The sequence below is a fragment of the Variovorax sp. OK212 genome (assembly GCF_900112425.1).
Classification (GTDB): domain Bacteria; phylum Pseudomonadota; class Gammaproteobacteria; order Burkholderiales; family Burkholderiaceae_C; genus Variovorax.
In genome coordinates this window covers 554,297-579,505 of sequence record NZ_FOLP01000004.1, presented here as the reverse complement: position 1 = coordinate 579,505, position 25,209 = coordinate 554,297, and the positions used below count along the sequence as shown (strand labels likewise).

18 protein-coding genes are annotated in these 25,209 nt (G+C 67.8%); all 18 read right to left on the bottom strand.

Going from position 1 to position 25,209, the window contains the following annotated elements; translation table 11 throughout:
• Positions 1-13 precede the first annotated feature (13 nt).
• The 18 genes from tssE to BM004_RS16215 all read right to left on the bottom strand — a co-directional run bounded on the left by tssE (position 14) and on the right by BM004_RS16215 (position 25,204).
• Positions 14-523, bottom strand: coding sequence for a type VI secretion system baseplate subunit TssE (gene tssE, locus BM004_RS16295; protein WP_093126984.1), 510 nt, complete (start codon positions 521-523; stop codon positions 14-16).
• Positions 516-1,364 (bottom strand): type VI secretion system accessory protein TagJ, encoded by an 849-nt coding sequence (locus BM004_RS16290; protein ID WP_093214865.1) that lies wholly within the window; start codon positions 1,362-1,364, stop codon positions 516-518. The genes tssE and BM004_RS16290 overlap by 8 nt, the downstream gene beginning before the upstream one ends.
• Before the next feature lie 52 nt (positions 1,365-1,416).
• Positions 1,417-1,974 carry a type VI secretion system tube protein Hcp gene (locus tag BM004_RS16285; RefSeq protein WP_093126989.1) on the bottom strand — a complete coding sequence of 186 codons (558 nt, stop codon included), beginning with the start codon at positions 1,972-1,974 and terminating at the stop codon, positions 1,417-1,419.
• A 51-nt stretch (positions 1,975-2,025) separates the two neighbouring features.
• Positions 2,026-4,014: a caspase family protein gene (locus BM004_RS16280; RefSeq protein ID WP_177206745.1), complete on the bottom strand. Its 1,989-nt coding sequence runs from the start codon at positions 4,012-4,014 to the stop codon at positions 2,026-2,028.
• Positions 4,015-4,295: 281 nt separating this feature from the next.
• The gene (locus tag BM004_RS16275; protein WP_093214858.1) at positions 4,296-5,507 is read right to left on the bottom strand and encodes a hypothetical protein; all 1,212 of its coding nucleotides are present in this window, start codon (positions 5,505-5,507) and stop codon (positions 4,296-4,298) included.
• 27 nt (positions 5,508-5,534) lie between these two features.
• Complete coding sequence (locus BM004_RS16270; protein WP_093126998.1) at positions 5,535-6,284, bottom strand: hypothetical protein; 750 nt, start codon at positions 6,282-6,284, stop codon at positions 5,535-5,537.
• A 23-nt stretch (positions 6,285-6,307) separates the two neighbouring features.
• Complete coding sequence (locus BM004_RS16265) at positions 6,308-7,918, bottom strand: murein transglycosylase A (protein WP_093214856.1); 1,611 nt, start codon at positions 7,916-7,918, stop codon at positions 6,308-6,310.
• 55 nt (positions 7,919-7,973) lie between these two features.
• Positions 7,974-9,905, bottom strand: coding sequence for a serine/threonine-protein kinase (locus BM004_RS16260; RefSeq protein ID WP_093214853.1), 1,932 nt, complete (start codon positions 9,903-9,905; stop codon positions 7,974-7,976).
• Positions 9,906-10,529: 624 nt separating this feature from the next.
• Complete coding sequence (gene tagF / locus BM004_RS16255) at positions 10,530-11,174, bottom strand: type VI secretion system-associated protein TagF (protein ID WP_371271206.1); 645 nt, start codon at positions 11,172-11,174, stop codon at positions 10,530-10,532.
• A 2-nt stretch (positions 11,175-11,176) separates the two neighbouring features.
• Complete coding sequence (gene tssM / locus BM004_RS16250) at positions 11,177-14,779, bottom strand: type VI secretion system membrane subunit TssM (RefSeq protein WP_093214848.1); 3,603 nt, start codon at positions 14,777-14,779, stop codon at positions 11,177-11,179.
• Complete coding sequence (locus tag BM004_RS16245; RefSeq protein ID WP_093214847.1) at positions 14,776-16,161, bottom strand: DotU family type VI secretion system protein; 1,386 nt, start codon at positions 16,159-16,161, stop codon at positions 14,776-14,778. The genes tssM and BM004_RS16245 overlap by 4 nt, the downstream gene beginning before the upstream one ends.
• Before the next feature lie 130 nt (positions 16,162-16,291).
• On the bottom strand, positions 16,292-17,623 hold the full coding sequence (gene tssK, locus BM004_RS16240) for a type VI secretion system baseplate subunit TssK (RefSeq protein WP_093214844.1): 1,332 nt from the start codon (positions 17,621-17,623) through the stop codon (positions 16,292-16,294).
• A 192-nt stretch (positions 17,624-17,815) separates the two neighbouring features.
• A complete protein-coding gene (locus tag BM004_RS16235; RefSeq protein ID WP_177206746.1) occupies positions 17,816-18,214 on the bottom strand; it encodes a DUF2628 domain-containing protein in 399 nt (132 codons plus the stop codon).
• Positions 18,215-18,326: 112 nt separating this feature from the next.
• A complete protein-coding gene (locus tag BM004_RS40660; RefSeq protein WP_143072629.1) occupies positions 18,327-19,367 on the bottom strand; it encodes a DUF6708 domain-containing protein in 1,041 nt (346 codons plus the stop codon).
• A 39-nt stretch (positions 19,368-19,406) separates the two neighbouring features.
• Positions 19,407-20,459, bottom strand: coding sequence for a DUF6708 domain-containing protein (locus BM004_RS16230; RefSeq protein WP_143072630.1), 1,053 nt, complete (start codon positions 20,457-20,459; stop codon positions 19,407-19,409).
• A gap of 204 nt (positions 20,460-20,663) precedes the next feature.
• The gene (locus BM004_RS16225; RefSeq protein WP_143072631.1) at positions 20,664-20,906 is read right to left on the bottom strand and encodes a hypothetical protein; all 243 of its coding nucleotides are present in this window, start codon (positions 20,904-20,906) and stop codon (positions 20,664-20,666) included.
• A 240-nt stretch (positions 20,907-21,146) separates the two neighbouring features.
• Positions 21,147-22,151, bottom strand: coding sequence for a DUF6708 domain-containing protein (locus BM004_RS16220; protein WP_143072632.1), 1,005 nt, complete (start codon positions 22,149-22,151; stop codon positions 21,147-21,149).
• Positions 22,148-25,204 (bottom strand): T6SS effector BTH_I2691 family protein, encoded by a 3,057-nt coding sequence (locus BM004_RS16215; protein ID WP_093214832.1) that lies wholly within the window; start codon positions 25,202-25,204, stop codon positions 22,148-22,150. The genes BM004_RS16220 and BM004_RS16215 overlap by 4 nt, the downstream gene beginning before the upstream one ends.
• Positions 25,205-25,209 lie beyond the last annotated feature (5 nt).

Below are 25,209 nucleotides of genomic sequence, written 5' to 3'. Positions count from 1 at the left end.
AAAGCCGGGGGGCTCATAGCTTCGCCATGTCCACGATCTCTATGCGGCCTTCTTCCAGATCAACGCGGCTTCGCATCAGGAACTCGAGCGGCACGGGCTGCGCCCACAGCATGCCGCGTATCTGCAGGCCGATGCTGTTGTGGGAGTCCAGTGCCGGGCCTTCCATGACGAGTTCTACTTCGAGGGTGCGGGACAAAATGCGCGGCTCGAACTGCAGGATTGCGTTCTTCAAAGCCTGTTCCATGCTGACACGCTGCACCGACGAGGTGAACTGGCCAGACAGCATAGGCAATCCGTAATTGATGACCGAGCGCGCCGCGTTCGGGTACTGCTTGTCGTCCATCGAGAGGCCGTGGCCCGTCGCGTTGAAGAGCCATCCGAGGTCGCGCAGCACGGCCTGGCGCAGCGCCTGCTTGGTCAGCGTGCGCTTCTCGTCGCCCTCGCGTTTCTCGTCGGGCGCGTTGTCGACGAGGCGGTCGAGCAGCGAGGGCTGCAGCCGCTCCTGCGCGGTGAGCTCAGCCATCGACGGCGCCCTCTTCGGCATTGCCCGTTGCGGCGGCCGCGGTCTGCGCGGCCTGCGTGAACAGGATCTCGCGCACGTCCATCAGCGCGTACTCGCCCGCGTCGCTGCCGAGCACGCGCTGGCCGTGGCCGGCCCACACCTCGGGCCGCAGCTCGCGCCACTCGGTCTTGCGCGCCAGCCGCAGTTCGCCGTCCTCGGTCTTCTCGGTGCCTTCGTAGCGCGTGGGAATCAGCGCGAGCGTTTCGCCGCCGTTCTCGAACTGCAGGTGCGCGGGCATCCACACGCAGTCGCGCAGGTCTTCGGGCGGCTCGATCTTGATGTGCGCGAGGCGCGCATACGGAATCCAGTAGTACTTGCCGTTGACGAAGGCCTCGAGCACCGGACCCAGGCGCATGTCGGCATCGGCCAGCCATTCGAAGGGCGTGCCGTCGATGGTGCCGCCGATGGCCGGCGCGCCGTCGAAGGCACGCTGGCGCAGGTCTTCGGCCAGTTCGCTTTCGCCGCGGCCCTGGCGCAGCAGCGACTCGATGAGCAGTGCCAGCCATTCGTCGGGCTGGCCGAAGATCATCGGCGTGCGCGTGCCGGCGAACACCTCGGCGCGCAGGCCTTCGCAGCGCACGGCCTCGCCGTAGACCTGCTTCATGGGCACGGCGAGCGCGTCGAGCTCGGCCGCGACCGTCAGCTGGTTCAGCGCGCGCTCCCATTGGCCGAGCACGCACAGCAGCTGCGCCATGAAGACACGGTGCTTGCTGTCGGCGGGCTTGGCGCGCACGTCGTCGCTCAGGGCCTTGAGGGCGGCCGCGGGGTCGGCGGCCTTGAGGAATTCGGCGGCGGTCGTCATGGTGCGTGTTCCTTGAAAGTAAGCAGGCTGAACGTGGGCGAACCGAAGGTGCTCAGGCGCGCGTGAACTGGCATTCGCGCACCGCGCCGCGCGCGCCGGTGGCCTTCTGCGGGGCCGACTTGACCTTCGCCGTGCGGTAGCTGATGGAGATCAGCTCCGAAGGCACGCCCCAGTTGCCGCCGGTGTTGAGCACCAGCCGGCAGATGCGCGCGTTCTCCAGCGCAAGTTCGAAGGTGGCCTGCGCGTCGGTCGAGAGCTGGTCGCCGCCGGCCCTGAAGACGCTGATGACAACCTTCAGGTCTTTCTCCTGCGCGCGCAGCAGGCTGGCGATGGTGGCGGTGGCCGCGTCGCTGCGGCGCGCGACGATCAGGTTGTTGGGCACCACCTGGTTCTGCGCGGACGACTCGGGCACCTGCACCGACCAGTAGTAGCCGCCGATGCTCAGGCGCGCCTTGCCGTCGTCGAAGGCGCGTGCAAGCTCGCCTTCGACCGGCGAGCCCTTGCTCTCGATCATCATGACCAGGTCGACCTCGGCAGAGCCCGCGCCGATCAGGTCGTAGAACTGCCGCGCGTCTTCGGGGCTCCAGGAGCCGTCTTCTAGAAATGCCATATCACCTCCGGTGTTCGGAAAAAAGACTGCAAGGGATCGCGCACGCGCACTTCATGGCCGCGCCACGCTGTTGTCGGTAGCCGCGCCGCGCCGCAGCAGCGCGGCAAACACCTGGCGCTCCGCGTTGTCGGCCGGCGGTTGGCCGCCGCGCACGCGCACCTCCGACACGTCGGCCTGCGCGTAGGCCACGCCGAACAGGCGCGGCGCGCTGTAGGGCGTGGCGGGCACGGCCATGACGAGCAGGCGCGCGTCGCCGGCGGCGTCGAGCCACGGCAGGTCGAAGCGGCGCGCCGAGGGCTGCTCGGGCGTGCCGCGCTTGAAGCGGTTGGTCTCGCCGAGCTCGTCGGGGTAGACCGACTGCAGCGTGCCGCGCGCGTCGATGCCGGCGATGACGAGGTCCAGCGAACGGCCGCTGGTGTTGCGCACGCTCAGGCGCAGGCGCTCGCCCGGGCGCGGCGCGGGCAATGCGCTGGCCGGCTGAGCCTGGCCGAGCGGCACGCTGCGCACGAGGCGCTCGGCGCTCCACGTTTCCAGCACGGCATCGAAGCCGTCGAGCTGGCCGTCCTTGCCGTAGGCCTGCAGCTGCGCGAGCCACTTGAGCTGCGCGAGCGCCTGCAGGCGGCGGCGCAACGCGGCCGCATCGGGCACCACGACGGTGGACACGCTCGCGCCGAACACCGGTGCGAGCAGTTCGAGGCGATGGCCCGCGGGGCCGAGGTCGGTCCAGCGCACATCGGCCGCCGATGCGTCGTCGGTGGCGCGGATCGCGGCCGGATAGTCGAGGCTCAGGCCGGCCGGCAGGGCCTTGTCGGCGCGCACGCGCAGCGCGGTGGCGGCCGGCTCGGTCATCGGCGTGACGCTCCAGAAGGCGCTGCCCGACACGTCCTTCAATGCCGCGGGCACCGCGAGCCACGCGCCGCCGAGCTTGATCTGCGCAACGGTGGCCGGCGCGCCGCGCACCGCGCCGTCGTCGAGCGTGGCGAGCACGCGCACCTCCTGCTGCGGCGCGAGGCCGTCGAGCAGGCCGGCCTTGACGGCGAGGCTGTCGCCGCTGCGCTGCGCGCGCCACACCGGCCGCGTGGACGCGGGCGCGCTGCTGTTGGCGAACAGCGGCGCGTCGAGGTTGCCTTCGGCCACGGGCGACGGCAGCTCGCGCGTGGGAAAGCGCTGCGCGAGTTCGTCGATCACCGGCGGGTACAGGGCGAGCACACCGTCGAACAGGTCGCGCCAGGTGGCCGGCCTGCGCGACAGCGCCTCCACGACGGCCCAGGTCAGCAGGCCCTGCGGACGGGCGTCGCGCGCCTTGCGGGGCAGCCGCAGTTCGGGCGTGATCTGGTGGCTCTCGGACGCGAAGAAGGCGACGTAGCGCGCGCGCGGCACGGCTTCTGCGGGCGTGGGCGGCACCGGTGCGCGCGCGGGCGGCGCGCCGGACGCCAGCTGCGTCGGACGCAGGCCGCGCCAGCGCACCTCGTCCTCGGGCGGCCCTTCGGCAGTGGCGGGCGCGTCGGCCGTGCCGCGCGTCATGGAGTTGGCCGAGCAGGTGTCGAACACCGAGGCGATGAACACGTTGCGCGCCAGGAAGGACTGGATCCACGCGTCGAAGTCGACGTCGCGCAGGTCGCCCGTGAGCACGGTGTCGCTGCCGAGCGTGCCGCGCACGTCGCGCGCAAGGAAGTTCTCCGACAGGCCGTCGGCCTCCTGGTAGCGCTTGGCGATGTCGCGCAGGCGGGTGCCGTGGCCGGAGAAGTACAGCAGCACGAAGTCGCCGCTCTTCGACTGGGCGAGCAGCCGCGCCAGCGCGTCGTGGATGGCCTGCGACTCGGGCAGCGCGGCACCGTTCACGCCGTCGGCCAGCACGGTGATGTCGGCGGCGCCGAAACCCTGCTTGAGCAGCGCGTCGCGCATCAGCATCACGTCGTTGCGCGGCGCCTGCAGCCACAGCGCCTGCGGCTGGTTGACGAGTTCGGAGACGCCCACCAGCAGCGCGCGCTGCGTGGCGAAGGCAAGGCTGCCGCAGGCGAGCAGCCAGAGGACGAGCATGGCCTGCAAAAGGCGCAGTTGCCTTGCTCCTTGGCCCTTTGGGGGAAGGCTGCGATGGGGGCAGGCAGTGCGCCCGATGGATACGCCGCTTGCCCCCACCCCAGCCCTCCCCCGGGAGGGGAGGGAGCAAGTCCCGAAGCCCCGTGTTGCCTCTGCGCCTTCCCCCTCTGGGGGAAGGCCGGGATGGGGGCAGGCAGAGCGCCTGTCGAATGCGCCGCTTGCCCCCTCCCCCGTTCCCCCCTGGAAGGACAGCGAGAAAGACCGATACAGCGCGGCGCGCCTCATGGCCGCTGCTCCGTTGCGGGACCCGCCGACTCGACCAGCGGCGAGGCCGCCAGCACCGCCAGCGCGTCCACCGGCTCCGGCACGCGCAGGCGCCATGCGCCGTTGCCGCCCGGTCCGCCCACCACGTCGGCCGAGATCGACTGCAGCAGCCGGTCGGCCTCGTCCATGCGCACACCCGCCTTCCAGCGCACGACCAGGTCGGCGCGCGTCGGTGCGGGTGCCGTGGGCACGGCGCGAAAGCGCACGTCGTCGTCTTCGGCCGCGTCGCGCCCGCCGAGCAGGCCGACGTTCTGGATCACCACGCACAGCGCCAGCACCGCGAAGGCCGGGCGCGCCCAGCCCTCGGCGCCGAACCAGCGGCGGATGCTGCCCCACCAGCCGCCCTCGGGCCCGGCCTGCGGCCGCGCACGCGGCGACGGCGAGGCATCGGCTGCATCGGCCGCATCGGCCGCATCTCCCGCATCGGCCTGTGGCGCCACCAGCGCCCGGCCCAGCTGCAGGCCGGCGTCGCGGTACAGCGCCTGGTAGTCGGTGCGCGGATCCTGCGGGCCCAGCGGCGTGCCCGACAGCACCGAGAACACGCCGCCCACGCTGCGCAGCGCGATGTGGCCGGGCTCGGGCGCGATGGCCAGCGTGGCGTGCGCGGCCCATTCGTCGTGCACCGCGCGGATCGCGGCCAGCCGCGTGGCCGACACCTCGCCGAGCACGCGCGCGCACAGCTGCGGGCTGGGCTCGAGCGTGAGCACGTTCCACGCCTGGATCACGCCGAACATCGGTTCGAAGGGCTCGTCGCCGGGCTCCAGCAGCACGTCGAAGGCGCTGGCCCAGTCGGGCTCGCCCGCGGCCATCCAGCCCTGCCAGAGCTCGCCGTGGATGCAGCGGTCGAGCAGCACGCCGAGCAGCCGCCCCTCGTGCACCACGCTGACGAGGCGGCCCGGCGCCCAGCGGGCCGGAAAGGCGCGCTGGGCAACCGCCTCGCGGCGCCGGGCCAGCTCGGTGAGGGGCAGCAGCAGGTCGTGCGGCGGCGCGCCCGGCGCTGCGGGTTCGACGCCCGTTCCGGCGGCCGAACCGGGCATGGCCACGACGGCCGTCTGGCCCGGGGCGTCGTTCGCCACGTCGGCGTCGGGCACGGGCGCGCGGGTTTCTGGCGCGCGGGTTTCGAGCGCTTGGCGAATCACGCTGAGCGGGGGCCAGAGGTCGGTGGTCATGGCGTCTGTTCCTGAATGGCTATGTCTTCAGGCATAAGACGCTTCAGCCCCCAGGATTTTGAAAACCTGCAGGATCGCGGCCATGTTGCCGGGCTCGATGGCGATGCCCAGCGTCTGCTGGATCCAGCCGCCGAGCCGGGTCCGGGCGTAGTCCGCCGTGAGCCCCTCGCGCTTGTGCACGAGGCCCAGGCGCCCCGCGCGGTAGTGGTACGACGCAATAGCGTGGCGCGAGGCGATGCCCGACAGCCCGCCCTCGGCCTCCTTGCCGAAGCCCTCGCACAGCAGCAGCCGCTCGGGCTCGGGCAGCTCGGCGATGAAGGCGCGCGCGGCCAGCTGCACGCGCTGCGCGCTCAGGCCGTGCTCGGCCAGGCAGCCGTCGAGGTCTTCGTCGGCGCCGACCGCGTCCTCGAGCTGGGCCTCGGTGACCTGATCGCCGATGGACAGCTTGCGGCGGAACGCGCTCGCGCGCGTGCAGTCGATGAGGTAGCGGCGAAAGTAAGCGCACAGCGCAAAGGCCGTCGAAGGCGCGCTGTGGCCCGCGCGCTCTTCGGCCTCGTCGGGGTCGGCGTCGAGCCGCAGCACCTTCACGTAGATGAACTGCGCCACCAGCTCCTGGCGGCCTTCGCCGAGCACCTGCAGCTCGGGCGGGTTGCAGGCCACCAGCGCATCGCCCACGATGCGGTACATGGCGCCCATGTCGTTCGGGGACAGCGTCTGCCGGCGCCGCCAGAGGCGGACGAGCTCGCTGCTTTGCGCGGACGACAGCGTTTCCTGCATGGAAGGTCGAGGCGCCCGATCGGTCAGTCGTCGACGCAGCTGCCTTCGGAAGGCACCAGGCACTGCGGCAGGTCCGCGCCCACCGGGCCGCCGCGCGTGCGGATGGTCGACGATGCCGCCGCCTGCGCCACGGCCAGGCCGCGCGGCAACAGGATCCACAGCTGGCCGCGCTCCTTCATGCGGCGCGCGTTGGTCGCGGCCTGCTGGCCGTTGCCGAAGAAATAGTCGGCCCGCACCGCGCCGCGGATGGCGCCGCCGGTGTCCTGCGCGATGGTCAGGCGCTGCATGGGCGCGCCGCTGCCGGGCGTGCGCGTCGACACGAACACCGGATAGCCCAGCGGCGTGCTGCGCGGATCGACCGCAATGGAGCGCCCCGCCGACAGCGGCACGCCGAACGCGCCCACCGGCCCGCCGACGGGCGAGGTGGCTTCCTTGAAGAACACGTAGCTCGGGTCCTTGATGCCCGAGCCCATCACCCCACCGGCCCCGCCGGCCGCGCGCCGCCCCGGCACCACCACCGGCCCGCTGGCCGCGGGCCGCGCGAGCGTGAAGCCGCGCGTGCGGATGGCGCCGCTGTCGACAGCACCGGCCGCGCCGGCATCGTCGTCGTCGCCGTCGTCCAGCTGCAGCTCGATGGACGAGCCGCGCACCTTCACCGGACTGCGCGGCTTGCCATTGGCGGCCTGCGCCAGCGTCGGGCGGAAGGGCTGGCCGTTCTGCTCGGCGTAGGCCACGCGAATGATCTCGCCGCTGGCCAGCTTGATGCGGCCCGAGCCCTGGATCTGCATCTCGTACAGCGCGGTGGCGCTGCTCACGAAGGCCAGCACCTTGGCGTTGGGCGCGCCCTTGGTCTCGATCTCCTCGCGCGTGTAGTACGGCAGCAGCTGCTTGCCCTCGACCCGCAGGCGCACCTTGCGGTCGAGCGTGTCGCGCGCGATGCCCGAGAGGTCGAGCGCGTAGAGCCCCGGCGCGCCCATGTCGCGCGTGCTCAGCCCGGTCTGCACCACCACGTTGCGGCCTTCCACGCGCGCGGCCACCGTGCCGTTGCCCGCGGGCAGCTTGCGCGCGTCGGCGAACAGCATGTCTTCCGGCTGGCCGTACACGGGGTAGATGAACGGCGCGCCGTACTGGCGGGCGCCCGCGATCTCGGGCTCGAAGTAGCCGGTGACCACGCCATCGGGCCGGCGGTCGTCGTCGCGGATCTGGTAGGCCGAGAACTCGCTTTCGAAGAAGCCCCGGATGGTGTTGGTGTTCTTGCCGTCCACGCGCAGCGCGCGGGCGCACACGTCCTTCCATTCGGCGCCGCGACCGGTGAGCACCTTGCAGCTGCCGAGAAAGGCGGGCCAGCTCTCGGAGAAGTCGTCGCGTGCCCAGCCCGGCACCGCGTCGAAGCTCACCGAGGTGTAGGTGGCGAGCTGCGTGGAGAAGGTGCGCGCCTGGCCGGCCACGCTGGCGCCGGCCGGCGGCGGTGTGCGCGGCGTGGCGGCCGTGGTGTCGGGCGCGGCGGCGGCGGTGCCGGTCGAAGCCGGCGGCGGCACGGCGCAGCCCGCGAGCGAGGCGGCGGCGGCCGCCACGGCCCAGCGAAGCGCGATGGCGTGGAACTGCGGCTGCAGCGGCGAGGATGAGGCGGTCATGAAAGTCTCCTTGTCCGGAAAAGGGGCGGCGCGCGGGCCGGCGCTCTACAGACGATTACTTCTCGACGATTTTGAAATTGGCGACGCCATAGGCGTCGTTGCACGGGGTGTTGGGCGCGCACACGGGCTTGCCCAGGAGCGGCGACGGCCCGGTGCCGCGCGTGGCCTCCAGCGCGGCCAGCACCGGCAGCGGGAACACGGGGAACACGCCGTCGTTCTGCACGCCGGCGGCGCTGAAGTCGCGCTCATGCTCGCTCACGAGCACCGCGAACTGGTCGGTGCCGGCGGGCCCGCCCGCGTCCATCGGCCACGAGGCGCGCGGCAGCGAGAGCGCGCCGCCGGCGGTGATCTTGTTGTACTTGTCCAGCAGGTTGGGGAACAGCAGGAACATCTCGCCGCCGCTGGACAGCAGGAACACGTAGACGAAGCCCTCGCGCTTGCTGCGGACCTCGAAGGCCAGGCGGTCCTTGCCGATGGCCACCTCCGGCTTCTTCGGCGCGGCCGTCACGTCGAAGCCGGGCGCGGCGCCGGCGGCGAGGGACTGGATGGATTCGGTGGGGGTGCGCGGCGCGGGTGCGGGCGGCGGTGGTGGAGGCGGTGGCGGCTGTGTCTCTGCCACCTTGGTGTCGGGTGGCGGAGCGGGCGTCGCGGTCGCGGTCGTTGTCGTTGTCGTTCTCGTTGTCGTGGTGGTGGCCTGCCGGGTGCCGGTGTCCGCTTCGTTGCTGCCCGCGCGGCCCTGCAGCCACCACCAGCCGCCACCGGCTGCGGCGGCGAGCACGGCGATCGATGCGAGGGCGACGACGGTCTTGCTGCCCTTGCCCTTGCCCTTGCCGGCATCGGGCGCTGGCTGCGCTTTACCGGCGCCCTTGCTGGTGGCTTTGTCGACACCGGCGATGACCGTGGCCGCGTCGGCATTGGCCGTGCCGGCGCTGCGCGGCGGCTGCGTGCGCGGTGTCGGCGCGATGCTGTGGCCCACCTCGAGGCCGAGCGCGTCGCGCAACTCGCCCATCGACTGCGGCCGCTGCTCGGGCCGCACGCCGAGGCCCGCGTCGATCGCCTCGAGCAGGCGCGTGCTGTAGCGCTCGCGCAGGATCTCGTTGCCCGCGAGCGGCACGTAGCTGTCGGACAGCAGGCGCGCCACCGAGGGCGGCGGCGCGCGGCCGCACACGGCCACGTGCATCACCGCGGCCAGCGCGTAGACGTCGGTCCACGCGCCCTGCGACATGTCGGGCATCTCGGCGTACTGCTCGATGGGCGCGTAGCCGGGCTTGAGGATGACGGTGATGGCCTGCGTCTTGTCGGTGATCACGCGGCGCGCGGCGCCGAAGTCGAGCACCACCGGGCGGCCCGAGCCTTCGAGCAGGATGATGTTGTCGGGGGCGATGTCGCGGTGGTAGCAATGGGCGTTGTGCATCACCGCCAGCGCCTGCGTGATGCCGTCCATGATGCGGAGGAGCCAGGCTTCGTCCACGCCCGCGGGGATGGCCACCAGTGCCTCCCTCAACGTCTCGCCCCGGTAGAAGGGCATGACCATGTAGGTGGTGCCCTTTTCCTGCCAGAAGCGGTAGACCTTGAGCAGCGACGGGTGGTCGAACTGGGCGAGCAGGCGGGCTTCGTTGATGAAGCTGCGCATGCCGAGGTCGAAGGTTTCCCTGTGCCGTTCGGACAAGGGGACGACGGTGCCGTCCTGTTGTCTTGTCGACAAGGAGGTCGGGAGATATTCCTTGATGGCGACGACGCGCTCGAGCGTGTGGTCCCAGGCTTCGTAGACGACGCCGAAGCCGCCTTGGCCTATGACGCGGGTGACTTCGAATTCTGCGAGGCGGCTGGCTACGGGGAGGAGGCCGGCTTCCGTTGTGCCGGTGGCGGGGGCGGTGACGGGCGCTCCGACGGTGATGACCGTGGCGGAGGTGTCGCCGGTTGTCGTTGGCTGGGGCGTCTTGGGCATGACGCGGGTGCGGTCGTCTTCTGGAGGGGAGTCGGTCATGGACGGGCTCCTTCTTTTTGGACGCTGCAATCGTTTTTTGTTCCGGGGCCGGGTCTCGCCCCGGCAGGCGACCTACTTTTCTTTGCTTCGCCAAAGAAACGTAGGCAAAAGAAAGGCGACCCCACTGTCTGCGACCCCTGCGCTTCGCTACGGGGCAACCTGCGGTGCTCACGTTTCGCGGGGTCCCACCCAAACTCGCTTCGCTCAAACAAGGGTGGGCCCTGATCCGCGAAACGCTCCGCTCCTCGGCGCAGCCAGAGGGGAGGAGAAACCACACAGGCCATCGCTACGCTCGGCCCCCATGCGGCTGCAGGCGCTACGCGCCTGCAGCCGTTCGTGCCGAGCGAAGTGATGGCGTGTTCGGTTTCCGCTCCCCAAGCCCTTCTGGCTGTGCCGAGGAGCGGAGCGTTTCGCGGACAAGGGCTCGCAGCTGTTTGAGCGAAGCGAGTTCTGCGAGACCCCGCGAAACGTGAGCACCGCAGATTGCCCGTAGCGAAGCGAAGGGACGCAGACAGCAGGGTCGCCTTTTCTTTGCTTACTTTCTTTTGGCGAAGCAAAAGAAAGTGAGTCGCCTGCCGGGGCGAGACCCGGCCTCGGAAAGCAAGACAGGAGAAGAAGCTCATTTCACCCCTCCTCCGCAAAGCCAAGAAACAAGGCATCAAACTGCGCATCCACAGGCAACCCGACGCTCGGCATCCGAATCCCTTCAGCAACCGCAGGATCACCCAGCCAAAGAGAAGCCCCCGCCGCCGGCAAATCAAGCGACTCGACAACGCTCCCATCGCCCGCCGTACAGGCCACAAACAACCGCTGCAGCACCGCATCGAACCGCAGCGCATCCAGATCTCCCTCGAGCCCTTCAAGCGCAGCCTGAATCCCCCGAGCCCACCACTGCAGCGCCGCAACCAGCGCCTCCCCGCGAAGCTCGGTCCCGACGGACGAATCCAGCTCGACCGCCAGCGTGAACGGAAAGTACCGCCCCACCCCGTCGACAGAAGGCATCAACACCCCAATCCACGCACCGTCGCCCACCACACGGGCCCCGAGCGCAAAGCACCAGATCGGCGCTTCCAGATACCGCTCCGTCCAGTCCGCATGCAGGTCCCGCAGCCGCACCATCCCCCTCTGCAGCCACTGATCCCACACCGAGCGAAACCCCTCGGGCAGGCGCCGATGCGCAAAGTCCCCCATGCCGGGCAACTTGCCGAACCACCCCGGCAACGCCGCCGAAGCAAAGAGCGCTGAAGAAGAGGAAACAGAAGAAGCCACGCTCACAGCCCCTCCGGACAGGAAAACTCCCGCAGCTCGCGCAACCGGATCGGATGCTGCACGCTGTTCGTCGTCACCTCGAAGCGCGTCTTGCGCGCACCCACCTGGAAGGTGATGAAGAACTTCTCCGGCGCGTCGCCCGCCTCGAGCTGCCCGTCGTCCAGCGCGCGGAACAGCGCCCAGGGCCCGTCCACCGCCGCGCCCGAACTGCCGGTGGTCGACGGCGGGCTCACCTGGATGCGCACCTGGTTGCTGCCCTTGGGCCCCGGCCACTGCACCGCCATCGGCACCACCGGCCCGTGCGCGTACTTCACGAGCTGGCCGTCGACGTCGAGGATGAACTGCGTGATGCCCGCGTCCATCTCCACCGGCTTGAAGTCCAGCCGCATCGACGGGCCGCGCCCGCCGCCGCGAAAGAAGATCTCCTTGATGCGCGCGGCGCGCTCGAACTGCGCCAGCGCCTGCGCGGTGATGGCGCCGCGCTCGGCCACGGGCTTGTAGCGCCACGGCCGGGTGCTGGTGTCGACCAGCGCGGCCAGCCGCTTCTGGAAGAAGTCGTCCATCAGGCCGCCGGGGCCGAACATCTGGCCGAAGTCCTCGGGGAGCACGTCGCGCTTGCTGCCCTGCACGAAGGGGTAGCGCCCGGCAATGGCGCGCGCGCAGAACTCGGCCACGGGGCGCAGGTCCTGGCTCAGGTTGCCGCGCTCGGCCACCTGCGCCTGCGCCGCGCCGGCCTGGCTCAGGTTCTCGACCATCGAGCGCACCGGCTCGGGCAGGCGGCCCGCGTCGGACTTGAGCTTGCCGGCCACGTCGCCGGGCGGCGGCGAGGTGCGGCCCTTCACGGCCGTGTCGACCGCGTTGAGGTACACATACACCTCGTTGAAGAGCTTGAGCGCATCGTCGATGGGCGCGGGCTGGTTCGGGCCGCCCGCGGTGACGAGCCGGCGCAGCGACTCGAAGCGGTCGTCCACGATGCTCTCGATGCGCTTGCCCGGCGCCACCTGGCGGCCGGGGTCGCCGCCGAACAGGTCTTCGAGGCCCTTGCGCGTGTTGCGCACGGTCTCGGTGGCCTTGCTGACCACGTCCTTGTTGGCATCGGCCGCCGGTATCAGCGTGGTCTGCTTGACCACCGCGCGCAGGAAGTTCGCCAGCGGCGAATCGACGCCCGAGAGAATGCGCGCGCTCTCGATGTTCTTGTCGAGCCCGCTCACGCGGATGAGGCGCACGTCGGCCAGCAGCGCTTCCCACTGCTTGACGTACTCCTCGAGGTACAGGCGGCGCACGCGGTCGGTCAGCGCGCCGAGCGCGGCCACGTCGCGCAGGCGGTCGGCGGCGCTGCGGTCCTGGCCCAGCACCCACGGGTCTTCGTTGGCGAGCAGGCCGGTGAGCACCGTCACCTCGTTCTGGAAGCGCTTGTGATAGCCGTCGTAGGTGAACATGCCCGGCACGCCGTCGCTCAGCGGCTTGCCGCTGATGCGCTCGAACACCAGCGGGCCCGAGGGGCCGGTGGCCGTGGCCACGCTGAAGGCCGGAATGTCCTTGGTGGCGCGCTGGCGCTTCAGGCGGCTGAACACGCGCTGCTCCAGCGGGTAGCTCGCGAGCACGGCGCGCACGCTGCGCACCAGGTTCTCGTCCATCTTCAGCGGCGATCGCGGCGGGCCCTGCGCAATGAGCACGTCGAGCTGGTCTTCGAGCGCCTTGCGCTGGTCTTCGGGAATGCCGCGGTCGAGGTTGCGCGACCAGTCGAGCGTGATCCAGGCCTTCAGCGCCTCGGGGTCGAAGTGCTCGGGCTGGTAGAGCATCAGGTAGCTCTTGAGCGCCTCGTAGGTGAACTCGAGATTGTCCTTCTGCGCGGTGCGCAGCTGGTCCTCGATGCGCTTGGCGATCTGCGGCAGGAAGGCGTCGTTGAGCGCGCGCTGGTGCGTGAGCATGGCGGCGGCGTCGAGCTTGTCGCCCTGGTACAGGCCCAGCGTCATCGACAGCGGCTCGTCGCCCTGCCGGTTGTCGGGCGTCTTCCAGATGTCGCGCAGGCTTTGCAGCACGGGCGCGACCTCGACCAGGTTCTGCACGCGCGCGGGCAGCGCCGCAAGGTTCTGCCGGGCCGGGTCGACGCGCGCCTCGACCGACTTCAGGTAGTTCATGTTCTGCAGCGTGCTGTAGCCCCAGGCCGCCAGCAGGCCGACGGTGACCAGCGTCATGGCGGTGACGCCGATCACGCGCAGCGTGTGGCGGCGGCGCTCCAGCTTCACGTCCGCGCCGGCCAGGCGCTGCTCGGGGAACACCACCTCGCGCAGCAGCGCGGTCAGGAAGTAGCTGCGGCCGCTGCTCTTTTGCGGCGCGAGCATCGCGCGCTCGATGCCGAAGCTGCGCGCGAGGCTGCCCATGACGCGGTCGATCGGGCTGCCCTCCTGCGTGCCGCTGGTGAAGTACACGCCGCGCACCCACGGCGGCTGCGCGAAGCGCGAGCCGGTGAACACCTGATCGAGCAGGTCGGACAGGAGCGAGCCGATGGAGCCGAACTGCGCGGGGAAGCCGAAGATCGCCGCGCGGCGCGTGCCGTCGGTCTCGCGCTGCATGCGCGCGATGAGGCCGTCGTTCACGCGGTTGTGCAGCAGCGCAAACTCGCGGTGGAAAGCGGCCGACAGGCCCTTCTCCTCGAGCTGCACGTTCTCGTCGGCCGGCAGCGTGAAGCCGAAGACCTGCGCGCGCTGTTCCTTGCCCAGGTCGTCGAAGTAGTCGGTGAAGCCGTAGAGCAAATCGCTCTTGGTGACCAGCACGTACACCGGCAGGCGCGTGGTGAGCTTGCTGTCGAGTTCGAGCAGGCGCGCGCGGATCGATGCCGCGAGCTGCGTGCGCGCCTCGGGGCCCTGGCTCAGCAGGTCGGCCACGCTCACCGTGAGGAACACGCCGTTGAGCGGCCGGCGCGGGCGCGCCTTCTTCAGCAGGCCCAGGAAGCCTTCCCACGCGCTCTTGTCTTCCGACTGGTGGCTGTCCTGCGTGGTGTAGCGACCGGCGGTGTCGATCAGCACGGCCTCGTCGGTGAACCACCAGTCGCAGTTGCGCGTGCCGCCCACGCCGCGGATGGCGCCGGGGCCGAACTTCTCGGCCAGCGGAAAGCTCAGGCCCGAGTTGACCAGCGCCGTGGTCTTGCCCGCGCCCGGTGCGCCGATGAACACGTACCACGGCAGGTCGTACAGGTAGCTGCCGCCCGAGATCGACATCCAGTCGCGCCAGCCCGGCTTCTTGCCGGCGGCGTGCAGGCGCATCTGCTTGAGCGTGGCGACGGCTTCGCTGAAGCGCGTGTCGAGAATCTGCTGCTCGCCGTTGACCGGCGCGCCGGTCTTCGCGGCGGGCGCCTTCATGAGCCCTTCGGTCAGGTGCTGGCTTGCACGGCGCGCGCGCCAGCGGCGGTACAGCGCGCGCAACAGCACCACCAGCACGATGACGCCGATGACGATGGCACGCACCGTTTCGCTTTCCAGCGGCGCGAGCGACCCGATCTTCACCAGCGGGCCGACCCACCAGATCAGCAGCGCGACGATGAGCAGCGCGAGCAGCGTCAGCAGCAGCGGGCTGAACAGGAAACCGAAGATTTTCTTGATCATTTCGTCGCTCCCGTGGCCGGCGCAGCTGGCGCGGCCTGGGCTGCCTGAGTCGCCTGGGCCGCCGGACTCACACCCGCGACGCGGTCGGGTTCCGTGAGCAGCACGATGTCGACCCGGCGGTTCTTCGCGCGGTTGGCGGGCGTGTCGTTGGCGGCCACCGGCTCGGCGTCGGCCTTGCCGTCGGAGCGCATGCGCGCGGGGTCGACCAGCGTGGTGAGTGCGCCCTTCACCGCGTCGGCGCGCGCGGCCGACAGGTGCCAGTTCGACGGATAGCGCAGCGAGCGGATCGGCTGGTTGTCGGAGTGGCCGGTGATCAGCACCTCGCCCTTCACCTCGGCCAGCGCCTGGCCGATGCGGCGAAGCACGGGCAGCGACTGCGCCATGGGCTCGGCGCTGCCGGAGCCGAAGAACGAGTCGCCGCGCAGGCGCACCACGCTGCGGTCGGCCTCGTCGGTCACCGTGACCAGGCCCTGCTTGATCTCGGGTTCGAGGAAGCGCGCGAGGCGCGGCGTCTTCGCCGGCAAGGCCGGTGGCGCGATCTGGATGTTGGGCGCGCGCAGGCTGGACACCGCTGCGTAGGTGGTGTCGGAACGGTAGTTGAGCGTGAGCCGCAGGCCGAACCATGCGAGCGCGAGCAGCAACGCGAAGCCGGCCGCGAACACCCACAGCGGCAGCGACTCGCGCAGGCGCACCGTGCCCGCGCCCTGGCCGCGCCAGTGCGGCGAGAGCTCGGGCTCGACGGCGGGCCGGTCCTTGGCGATGAGGTCGGCCAGGCGCTGGCGCACCGAGTCGAGCTGCGCGCGGCCGTTGTCGACCACGCGGTAGCGGCCCTCGAAGCCGAGCGCGAGCACGCTGTAGATCAGCTCGAGCAGCTGGCGGTGCGCGGGCACGTCCTGCGCGAGCTTGGCCAGCAGCTGGAACACTTTCTCGCCGCCCCAGGTCTCGTTGTGGAACTGCACCAGCAGGCTCTGCTTGTTCCAGCCGGCCTGCACGCCCCAGGGCGTGTTGGCCACCGCCTCGTCGAGCGCGGTGCACAGCACGTAGCGCGCGGCCAGCACCGATTCGTTGCTGACACCGGCACGGCGCGCGCCGGCGTCGAACTGGTTCACCGCGTCGGCGGTGGAGGCGCGCAGTGCCGGCACGTTGGGCGGCTGCGCGAGGTTGCGCAGCTTGCCGATCAGCACCAGCAGCTTGCCGGCGGCGGACACGAGCGGGTTGAGCAGGCCGAGCTCACCCACGTCTGCCGCGGGCGTCGGATCGGCGCCGCCGAAGAACGGCGCCGGGGCCGGCGCGGGCGGCATGCCGCCCGGCGTGCGTGGCTTGGGCTTGATGACCGTGCGTTCGGACTCGAAGGCGGCGAAGGGATCGGGAGGTGTGCTCATGATGGCTCCACACGGACGGCGCCCATTCGTGCGACGCCGCACAACCGGCTTTGCCGCGCCGCTGGCGTCGCCCCCTGGAAGGAGGTTGGCGTGGCGACACGAAGTGCGCGAACTGCGCAAGGAAGGGAGGTCATGCGCGTATCGCCCAGAAGGCGAGGTCCAGGCCGGGGAAGTCGCCGGCGATGTGCATCGCGATGCCGCCCGATTGCTCGAGCTGGCGCCACAGGTCGCTGTTGCGCGTCTCGAGTTCGAAGTAGTTGGCGCCCGAGTGGAACGGAATCTGGCGCGGCGCCACGGGCATCGGCATGAGCGTGACACCGGGCAGCGCGAGGTTGACGAGGTCGCGGATGCGCTCGACCGGGCCGATCTTCACCTGCGTGGGAAAGCGCGCGCGCAGCGCTTCGGAAGGCATGTGCGCGTTGACCGCCAGCACGAAGGTGGCGTTGCGCTGCAGCTCCACGTCGGTGACCATCGCCACGCGCACGCCGTGCTTGCGGTCGTGCAGCTCGATGCGGATCGCCGACTGCTCCAGCACCATCGACAGGCTGCGGCGCAGGTCGTCCATGACCGGGCGGAAACTGAGCGCGAGGTCGTCGTGGATGTAGGGGCCGAAGCGCGCCACGCGGCGCGAATCGCGGAAGCTGGCGAGCTCGCCGGCCAGGCCCAGCGCGTGCTCGAAGAAATGCTGCGGATGCAGCACCGCGCTCTTGGCCAGGTGCGCGAAGATGGCCTCGTTGCGATTGACGGCCTGCAGCAGCATGAAGTCGGCAATCTCGGCCACGCCGCCGGTGCCGCCTTGCGTCATGCGGCCGGCCAGCGCCTCGCCGCGCTGGCGCAGCAGGCCCAGCAGTTCGTCGAGCCAGGCGCGAATGACCGCATGGCCGGCCACGTCGAGCAGCGGCGGCAGCATCGCGCGATCGAGCTGCACCTGGTTGTCGACGCGGCGTTCGACCACGCGCGCCACGCCGACGGTCGTCCAGGCGTCGGTCGCTTCGCTGGCACGCATCAGGCGCGTGTGGAGCTGGCCGAGTTGCAGCATCGCGGTGCGCTCGCCGGCGGTGTTCGAATCGGGCACTTCGGACTCGAGCACGCGGTGGCGCACCAGCTCTTCATAGTCTTCGGCGTCGGCCTCGCGCGCGCCGGCGCGGCGCAGCGGCAGCGCGAGCACCACGGCTTCGTCGCGCATGGAAGAAGGAATGTCGATGGGGTCGGGCAGCGGATCGACCGCCGGCATGTCGAACACCGTGCCGTCGCCGAAGATGCCGACCGCGCGCACCAGCGCCAGCTTGCCCAGCGTGAGCGCGGCCGGGTCGATCTCGAGCTCGACAAAGCCCCAGGCGTAGGGGGTGGTCGAACGCAACAGCACATGCCGCGCGTGATCGGCCTGACGCTCGCTTTGCTGCAGGTGCTGAGGCTGCAACAGCATCCCCTCGCTCCAGACCACTTTTGTTCGCCAACTCATCCGCGCTCCGTCAACGGCAAGGGTGCCGGGAAGAAAGAAACACGAAGTTTCCGGCGCGGTGGGCGGGAGGCAAATCCGCCTTAAGGCCTAGCTAATGGCCTAGGCGAGGGGGATTGGAGGTACGGCGAAGGGAGTAGATGGAGGCCGCTCCGTGCGGTGGCGGGGTTGCCTACGGCGCGATGGGCCCCTGAATCATCCGTGGAACGAGCCGCCCCGGAGCGCCCCGCCGTCGGAGCGGGCGGCGTGGATTTGCAAGGCTGCCGCTGCGTTTTCGGCCTCGACAGTTCCGGCGCACACATACCCTTTGCGGATCTGCCAGCGCGCGCGCAGCGAGTTGCCGATGCTTCCGAGGACGAGGCTGTTCAGGAGGCCGAACAGAACCATCGCACCCAAGGTGGCCTCGCCGGCGCCTCCGATCGCCTTCGCGGCGTGGGCAACCAGCATGCCAAGCGCCAGAACGCCAAGCGCGAGTGGCCACACGCCGTGGCACAGCGCCCATATCCACCCGAAGAGGAAGGCCGTCCAGCTCCAGTCTTCCTTGATGGCTGTCACGTCACCCGAGGGGTGCTCGAATATCTTGTAGCTTTTCATTTTTTGTTTACTCCCATTTTTCTCTTTTGATCGCGGCGGTTTCTTCCGCCCAACACACCGGCACGTCTGGCCTGACGACCTCCTTTCCTTTCTGCCGCAACGGCGTTTCGAATCACATTTCAGGTGGGGGACCGGGCCGCAGCCTGCGATATGCGTCGGTGCGCAGGTCCTGCTCGGTGACCAATGGGCCGATGGCATCGACGATCTGCTGTGGCCACTCCACCTTCTGCGCGGTCCACACGGTCAGGCGGTTGAAGAACAGCCACAGCACATACAGCGGCACGGTGACAGGCATGCCGATGTATCTGAAGAGCGTCTTCCATGGTTGCTCCTTCCAGCGTCGTCCCGGTTGATCGAGAAACGGCACCACGGCGCCGAAATCGCTCCAGGGCACATACGCGCCCATGTTCGACACCGGAGGAAATTCGTTTTGCACGAGCGGTGCCGCGCCGTTCTCCATATAGCGCCGGATGTACTCCCACAGCTCAGGCACGAAGTCGACGCCAGCGAAGGTGAAGTGATCGGCGATGGTGGGATCGCCTTCGCTCTTTCGCACCAGGAAGACGAAGTGATGCACACGGCTGGCCGTGGCCGTGCTGGCCTGCAGGGTGGTGTGATGCTCGGCGTCGACCAGGTCCCAGTCGTAGGCAACAAGCCTGGATTTGCGCGGCCCGAAGAAACCCCAGCGGCGAGCGCCGGACTGAAGAACCTTGTACACCTTGCGATGCTTGCGGTCGAAGTAGATGGGACTGTCAGCGGGGGCGAAGAGTTCGAGGTAAGCGAAGAAGATGAAAAACATCCAAGGTCCTAGCAAACCGAAAACAAGAGTTCCATACCCTCTGTAGCGCAACAAGCCTTCGAGAGCGAACTCGACCACTGCCCAGTTGAACAGCACCGCCATCGCAAAGCACTCCGCGAGGTATCGGCCACCAGCGCCCGTCAGGCACACACGCTGAAACTCAATGGCATCGGGGTACACGCCCGTGAGGTTGCCACCATGGCCGGCCAAGTTGCTGGTTTTTCGCCCTTTGGCATACCGCTCGACAAGGCCGAGGACCTTGCCGTCACTTCGATCCAAGTCGGTGCTACGGCCGCTGATATTGAAGCCGCCGATCATCCGACGCATCCCTTTGACCTCGATGGAATCAGGCACAACCCGAAGCAACTCATTTTTCTTGCTCGACTTTTCGCGTCAACCCGCAGGAGGTGGCCCGGGGCGCAGCTTTCGATATGCATCGGTGCGCAGGTCCTGCTCGGTGATCAATGGGCCGATGGCATCGACGATCTGCTGTGGCCATTCCACCTGCTGCGCGGTCCACACGGTCAGGCGGTTGAAGAACAGCCACAGCAGATACAGCGGCACGGTGACAGGCATGCCGAGGTATTGAAAAAAGGCCTTCCAGGGTTGTTCGCGCCAGCGTCTTGCGGGCTGGTCCAGAAATGGCACCACGCCACCGAAATCGCTCCACGGCTTGTACACACCCATCGTCGACTGCGGCGGGAACTCGCCGACCGCCAGCGGGGCTTCGTCTTCTTCCATGTAGCGACGGATGTACTCCCACAGCGCCGAGACGATTTCGACGTTGGTGAACTCGAAGTGATCGACGATGGTGGGATCGCCGCTGCTCTTGCGCACCAGGAATACCAGGTGATGGTTGCGCTGCGCCGTTGCAGTCGATATCTGAACGGTGACGTGATGCTCGGCATCAATCAGGCTCCATTCATAGGCCTTCAGGACGGCCTTGCGCAGTCCAATGCAGCCCCAGCGCCGGGGACCGACGGAGATGACTTTGTAGACCTTGCGGTGCTTGCGGTCGAAATAGATGGGGCGGTCGGCTGGGGAGAAAAGCTCGAGATGCGCAAACAACATGAAGAGCAACCATGTCATGGTCTGCCAGAAAACGATCGACACATAGGCCCTGAGTTCGAGAAAACCAGGAACAACCAGTAGTTGCAAAAAAACTGTGCCCAGCACTCCTGCCACGAATCCATAGGTCACCCAATAACCCCCAGCTCCCAGGAACAGCATGCGTTGAAACTCAATGGCGTTCGCGTAGACACCAGTCAGGCGCCCCCAATGGTCGACGGGCCCTGCTATCGGTCCCTTCTTCTTGTAGCGTTGGAACAGCCCAGGCGAGGTGGCCTCCGACCTTTCCTTGTCGGTGCTGCGGCCCGTGACGTTAAGACCAGCCATCGCATCAGCCCCAAGTGCCAGGAGCGTCGAGAGAAAGTGATGGCGGCGCATTCCAGGACGCGCCAATCCTGTTTGCCTTGCGTTTCACCCCGCTCGCCTCGAAGTCCATACTCCCGCAGGAAAGCACACGGCCTTTTCCAAAATAGCTGCGACGCGCCCGACGCTGAAGCCCTCTGCGCTCCGATGCGACACCGATCACGGCCATTGCTATTGCGACTTCAATAGCCAGGAGGTCCCGGGGCACTGGATCCGACATCAGGCGTTCCTCCCCGTGTTCTCGATTTTCTTGAGAAACCGTGCTTGCCATGTCAGGCATTGGCCGACGGAGCTTCCAATGAACATCAGCGCTATCAAAGGGAATATCAGCCAAGTGATGCCGCCACCAATTTTTCCAACACCGCCCTTCTGTTGCAGTACCGGGTACCACTGAGTGACGCTGATCCAAGCCTCCCTGAGGCTGGGGCCATGACCCAAATCGTCGTCATCGAGAAGATGCAAGTGGCCACGCGCCATGGCACAGCGCCGATATCCATCCGAAGAGGAAGGCCCGTCCAATTCCAGTCTTTCTTGATGGTCGTCACGTCACCCGAGGGGTGCTTGAATAGCTTGTAGCTCTTCATTTTTCCACTCCCTTTTTTGTCTTTTGATCAACTCACTTTCGCGCTCAACACACCGGTGTACTCACGCTTGGCCACACTCTCCCTTTTTTGTTCGCTCCTTTTGCGACGATGCTGCGGGTCACAACACGGGCGGGGGTCCGGGTCGGAGGCTGCGATACGTACCGGTACGCAAGTCCAGCTCGTCGATCAGCCGTCCCAGGTCGTTCGTGATGTCGTTGGGCCATTCGACCTTCTGCGCGGTCCACACGGTCAGGCGGTTGAAGAACAGCCACAGCACATACAGCGGCACGGTGACAGGCATGCCGATGTATTTGAAGAGCGTCTTCCATGGCTGCTCCTTCCAGCGTCGTCCCGGTTGATCGAGAAACGGCACCACGGCGCCGAAATCGCTCCAAGGCACATACGCGCCCATGTTCGACACCGGAGGAAATTCGTTTTGCACGAGCGGTGCCGCGCCGTTCTCCATATAGCGCCGGATGTACTCCCACAGCTCAGGCACGAAGTCGACGCCAGCGAAGGTGAAGTGATCGACGATGGTGGCATCGTCTTCGCTTTTTCGCACCAGGAAGACGAGGTGATGCACACGGCTGGCCGTGGCCGTGCTGGCCTGCAGGGTGGTGTGATGCTCGGCGTCGACCAGGTCCCAGTCGTAGGCAACCAGCCTGGATCTGCGCGGCCCGAAGAAACCCCAGCGGCGAGCGCCGGACTGAAGAACCTTGTACACCTTGCGATGCTTGCGGTCGAAGTAGATGGGGCTGTCAGCGGGGGCGAAGAGTTCGAGGTAAGCGAAAAAGATGAAGAACATCCAGGAGCCGACGTAGGCGAAGGCCATCGCCCCATAGGCTCCATTTCTGATGGCACCTTCCAATGCGAACGTTGTAAACAGATAGGTACCGATCACACCGATCAAGAAGCAGTCCGCCAAGTAGTACCCTCCCGCGCCCGTAAGGTACATCCTCTGAAACTCGATGGCATCGGGATACACGCCTGTGAGATTTCCACCATGACCAACCGAACCTCCGGCGCTTCGCCTCTTGGTATACCGCTTCACGAGGCCGGCGACTTTGCCGCCACTGCGATCTTCATCCGTACTGCGTCCCCTGGTGTTGACGCCGCCGATCATCGAGAGCGGCCCCAGCCATCGTTCATGGGATCCCAGGGGTCAAGCGTTGGTTGCGGCAGCAACGGCACAGCAGGCGGCGGTGAATGCGCTTTGAGCAGGCGTGCGGTTTCCCGGCTGGCCATGGGTTTGTGCACGAGCTCCATCAGAAGCTCATATTCCAGCAGTTCCCTTTCCATATCCTTGAAGCGCCCCTCAGCGTTATTGCCGAAATAGCCCCGCGCGACCCATCGCTGCAATTCGGTACGCTCCGCAAGAGCAGCCCCCACGGTGGCGACCACACCGATGATCAACAACGCCAGTGCCGCACCGCTGATCACACTGGCGACTCCGAGCATCAGCGCTCCCGCCTCCATCGAGACGATTACCGTCAAAAAGACTCCCTGCAAACCCTTTCTTATCAGCGTTCTTGCCACGTCTTGAGCGATCGCTCCCAGTGCCAGGTTGGTTGCCCCGCGGGTCACGATGTTCCTGTAGACAAGGGCCATGGCGGCACCGTTCAATGCGAAGGCGGCGCCAGCAATCAGGTGCGCGCTGTAAGCGGCCTTATCCCCGTTCTGATCCGCCTCCTGCGCCTTTCGAAACGACATCACCATGTTCAGCATTCCCCCAGCCATCCCCGCCATCGCTGCACCGGCCTTGAGGTTGCTCAGCGAACTGCTGACACGGCTCATCGCCGTACCCGCCGCGGCGCCGTGTTCCGCCACCATCTGCATCTGAAGACCCGCCGCCCGGAATTCCAGCAACCCACCGAAGACGCCCGCACTTCCATCCGCCACGCTGAGAAACCTGTCGAGAAGCTTGCTGTTCTCACCCTTGTCCAGGTCTTTAAGGAGATCGCGCAGCGACCAGATAAGACCCAGGCCTTGCACGATCATTACCGCGCCTGCAAGCATCTGATCGGTTCTGAACGCCTTCGACTGCTCGTGAACCGCCTCATTGGTGATGTAGCTCTTGATATTCTTGAGTGCGCTCCTGTCATGGGTCTGCATGTCCTGGGATTTGACGAACTCTTCGAACTGCGCACCGGTCAATCCGCCAAAGGTTCGGGATGAGGCGGCTGGAAAAACCGGAGCCTCGCTGGGAATCAGGTTGAAATTGCCGGTCGCGGCTTCCAGCATGGCCATCTGCCTGACGACGATCTTGCTGCCCACGCGCTTGTCGCGTACTGCGCGACGGTCCGCCTCGGAGTAGTCGAACGGATTCTTCTCCATGTACGCCAGCGCTTCCTCCATCAGCCACTCGAATCGGATGACGACGGGGATACTGGGTTTGCCGCCTTCCAAGGCTGTGCGCATGGCGCCGAGCAAGGTCTGCTCGGCCACCGCCAGCGCCGGCAGCCGCTTCAGGAATCTCTGGGCTTTCTCCGGGATCGACAGGCCGTCCGACCATTTGAGACTGACGCCGAGCTGGAAGGCTGCGGCGGCGATGGCACTCAACTGGCCGGCGCACAGCCCCATCACGAGAGCAGTCATCCAGCTGTACTTCGGCCCCCATTCGGCGGTGACCAGTCCCTTGAAGATGTCCAACGCCTTGTCGCGCATGTTGTTCTCGTTGTCGCGATCGGCGTCGCCGATCAGCATTGCGTGCACCTTGTCGATTGCGCTTTTCTGGTTGGCAAACATGGCGCGCAAAGCCACCGACGCCGGATCGGTGATCGGCTTTCCGAGCAGATCTTCCAGGTAGCGCTCATGGCAATCGACCTTGCTCAATGGCTGGGGGTAGTGGATCCGGTGGCTTTCCGCCGCGTAGATGGCACCCGGACTCACAGGAGCTGTGCGCTTGTTGGGATCGCTCTCGTCGAAATGCCCCGCGAAGTAAGCCTTCGTTTCCGGCGCGTGCGCAGCGGCGAGCCAGTCGTTTTCGAAGAGCTCCAGCCGATCGGCCGTTGCGCGGCTTCGTGCGTCGAATTTCCGCTTCCACGCCTGACGCTTCTTTTCATCGATCTGGCTGGCAATTCCTCTCCAACGAACGGCGGCCTCCGCACGTCCGTTGAAGCCGGCACGCCCCTCGCGCGCGACGCGGTCGGGGCCGATCAGTTCGCCATTGGGACTGCCGTCCGAGGCCGTGCCCCCCGAAGGCATCCAGGTATAGCCATGCTCTCGGATGCTCGGCGTCGAGGTCACGATTTCGATCCAGCGCGCTTTCGACATTCGGCCTCCGATGGTCGCCTGCGCGTCGGCCATCGCGCCGGCCTCGATGGATGTCTTGAGACTGCTCAACAACTGGTGGGTCATCAGCGGCCATGCCGTCTCGGGCACCAGAAGTTGTTCCTTGTCTCTCCTGTCCCGCGCCAGCCGGATGCCATTGAGATCGGCCGCAAGACCGACCGGATCGGGAACGGCCACCACCATCGGCTGGCCTGGGTGGCCTTCGCTCTGCTTGCGCATGACCTCGGCCATCGCACGGGCCGCCTGCATGGCCGCGACGTTGCCAGCCGGGTAGAACGGCGTGGCCTCGTCGTCGAAACCACCGTGCTTCAAGTGCTGCACCGCATAGTCGGCCACGTGCGCGTTGAGCATCGATGCTTCGGCCGCGAAGCCGTGCGCCGGTGGCTTGCCGCTCAGGCTCAGCTCGACCATGCCTGACGCTTTCAGGCTCCGCGCCACACGGGCCTTGATCGCGTCGCTCCACCAGTTCATGCTGAAGCCGACCCACACCGTGGCAATACGCTCCGGGTCCGCGATGCAGATCGTGCGCACGTCGTGCGGGTGCGTGATCTTCTTGTCGCAGGCGAAGCTGCTGTCTTCGAAGGCAAATTCGCCCTTCTGGATCAGCGCTGCCTTGTCATGCACCCGGTAAGCCAGCCAGCGTCCGACCTGGCCCGCCGGCTTCTCGCCCGGGAAGAAGACGTAGGCATAGCCTTCGCGGCGCAACAGGCGCAGCGCGTACTTCGACTTCGCCTCGAGATCGGGCAGGCCGAATGCCGTGACGGTGCCGGCATGGGTGCGCAGCGCGGCGCTGCCTTGGGGCGCGATCTCGGAGTCGGTGGCGACGGCCGTGGGCCGCACCAGCAGGATCGACAAGCCGCTCTTCTCGCATTTCTTGCAGGTCATGGTGT

Coding starts and splice junctions, on each gene's coding strand:
- tssE (WP_093126984.1), bottom strand. CDS start 523: ATGGCTGAGCTCACCGCGCAGGAGCGGCTGCAGCCCTCGCTGCTCGAC.
- BM004_RS16290 (WP_093214865.1), bottom strand. CDS start 1,364: ATGACGACCGCCGCCGAATTCCTCAAGGCCGCCGACCCCGCGGCCGCC.
- BM004_RS16285 (WP_093126989.1), bottom strand. CDS start 1,974: ATGGCATTTCTAGAAGACGGCTCCTGGAGCCCCGAAGACGCGCGGCAG.
- BM004_RS16280 (WP_177206745.1), bottom strand. CDS start 4,014: ATGCTCGTCCTCTGGCTGCTCGCCTGCGGCAGCCTTGCCTTCGCCACG.
- BM004_RS16275 (WP_093214858.1), bottom strand. CDS start 5,507: ATGACCACCGACCTCTGGCCCCCGCTCAGCGTGATTCGCCAAGCGCTC.
- BM004_RS16270 (WP_093126998.1), bottom strand. CDS start 6,284: ATGCAGGAAACGCTGTCGTCCGCGCAAAGCAGCGAGCTCGTCCGCCTC.
- BM004_RS16265 (WP_093214856.1), bottom strand. CDS start 7,918: ATGACCGCCTCATCCTCGCCGCTGCAGCCGCAGTTCCACGCCATCGCG.
- BM004_RS16260 (WP_093214853.1), bottom strand. CDS start 9,905: ATGACCGACTCCCCTCCAGAAGACGACCGCACCCGCGTCATGCCCAAG.
- tssM (WP_093214848.1), bottom strand. CDS start 14,779: ATGATCAAGAAAATCTTCGGTTTCCTGTTCAGCCCGCTGCTGCTGACG.
- BM004_RS16245 (WP_093214847.1), bottom strand. CDS start 16,161: ATGAGCACACCTCCCGATCCCTTCGCCGCCTTCGAGTCCGAACGCACG.
- tssK (WP_093214844.1), bottom strand. CDS start 17,623: ATGAGTTGGCGAACAAAAGTGGTCTGGAGCGAGGGGATGCTGTTGCAG.
- BM004_RS16235 (WP_177206746.1), bottom strand. CDS start 18,214: ATGAAAAGCTACAAGATATTCGAGCACCCCTCGGGTGACGTGACAGCC.
- BM004_RS16230 (WP_143072630.1), bottom strand. CDS start 20,459: ATGCGCCGCCATCACTTTCTCTCGACGCTCCTGGCACTTGGGGCTGAT.
- BM004_RS16220 (WP_143072632.1), bottom strand. CDS start 22,151: ATGATCGGCGGCGTCAACACCAGGGGACGCAGTACGGATGAAGATCGC.
- BM004_RS16215 (WP_093214832.1), bottom strand. CDS start 25,204: ATGACCTGCAAGAAATGCGAGAAGAGCGGCTTGTCGATCCTGCTGGTG.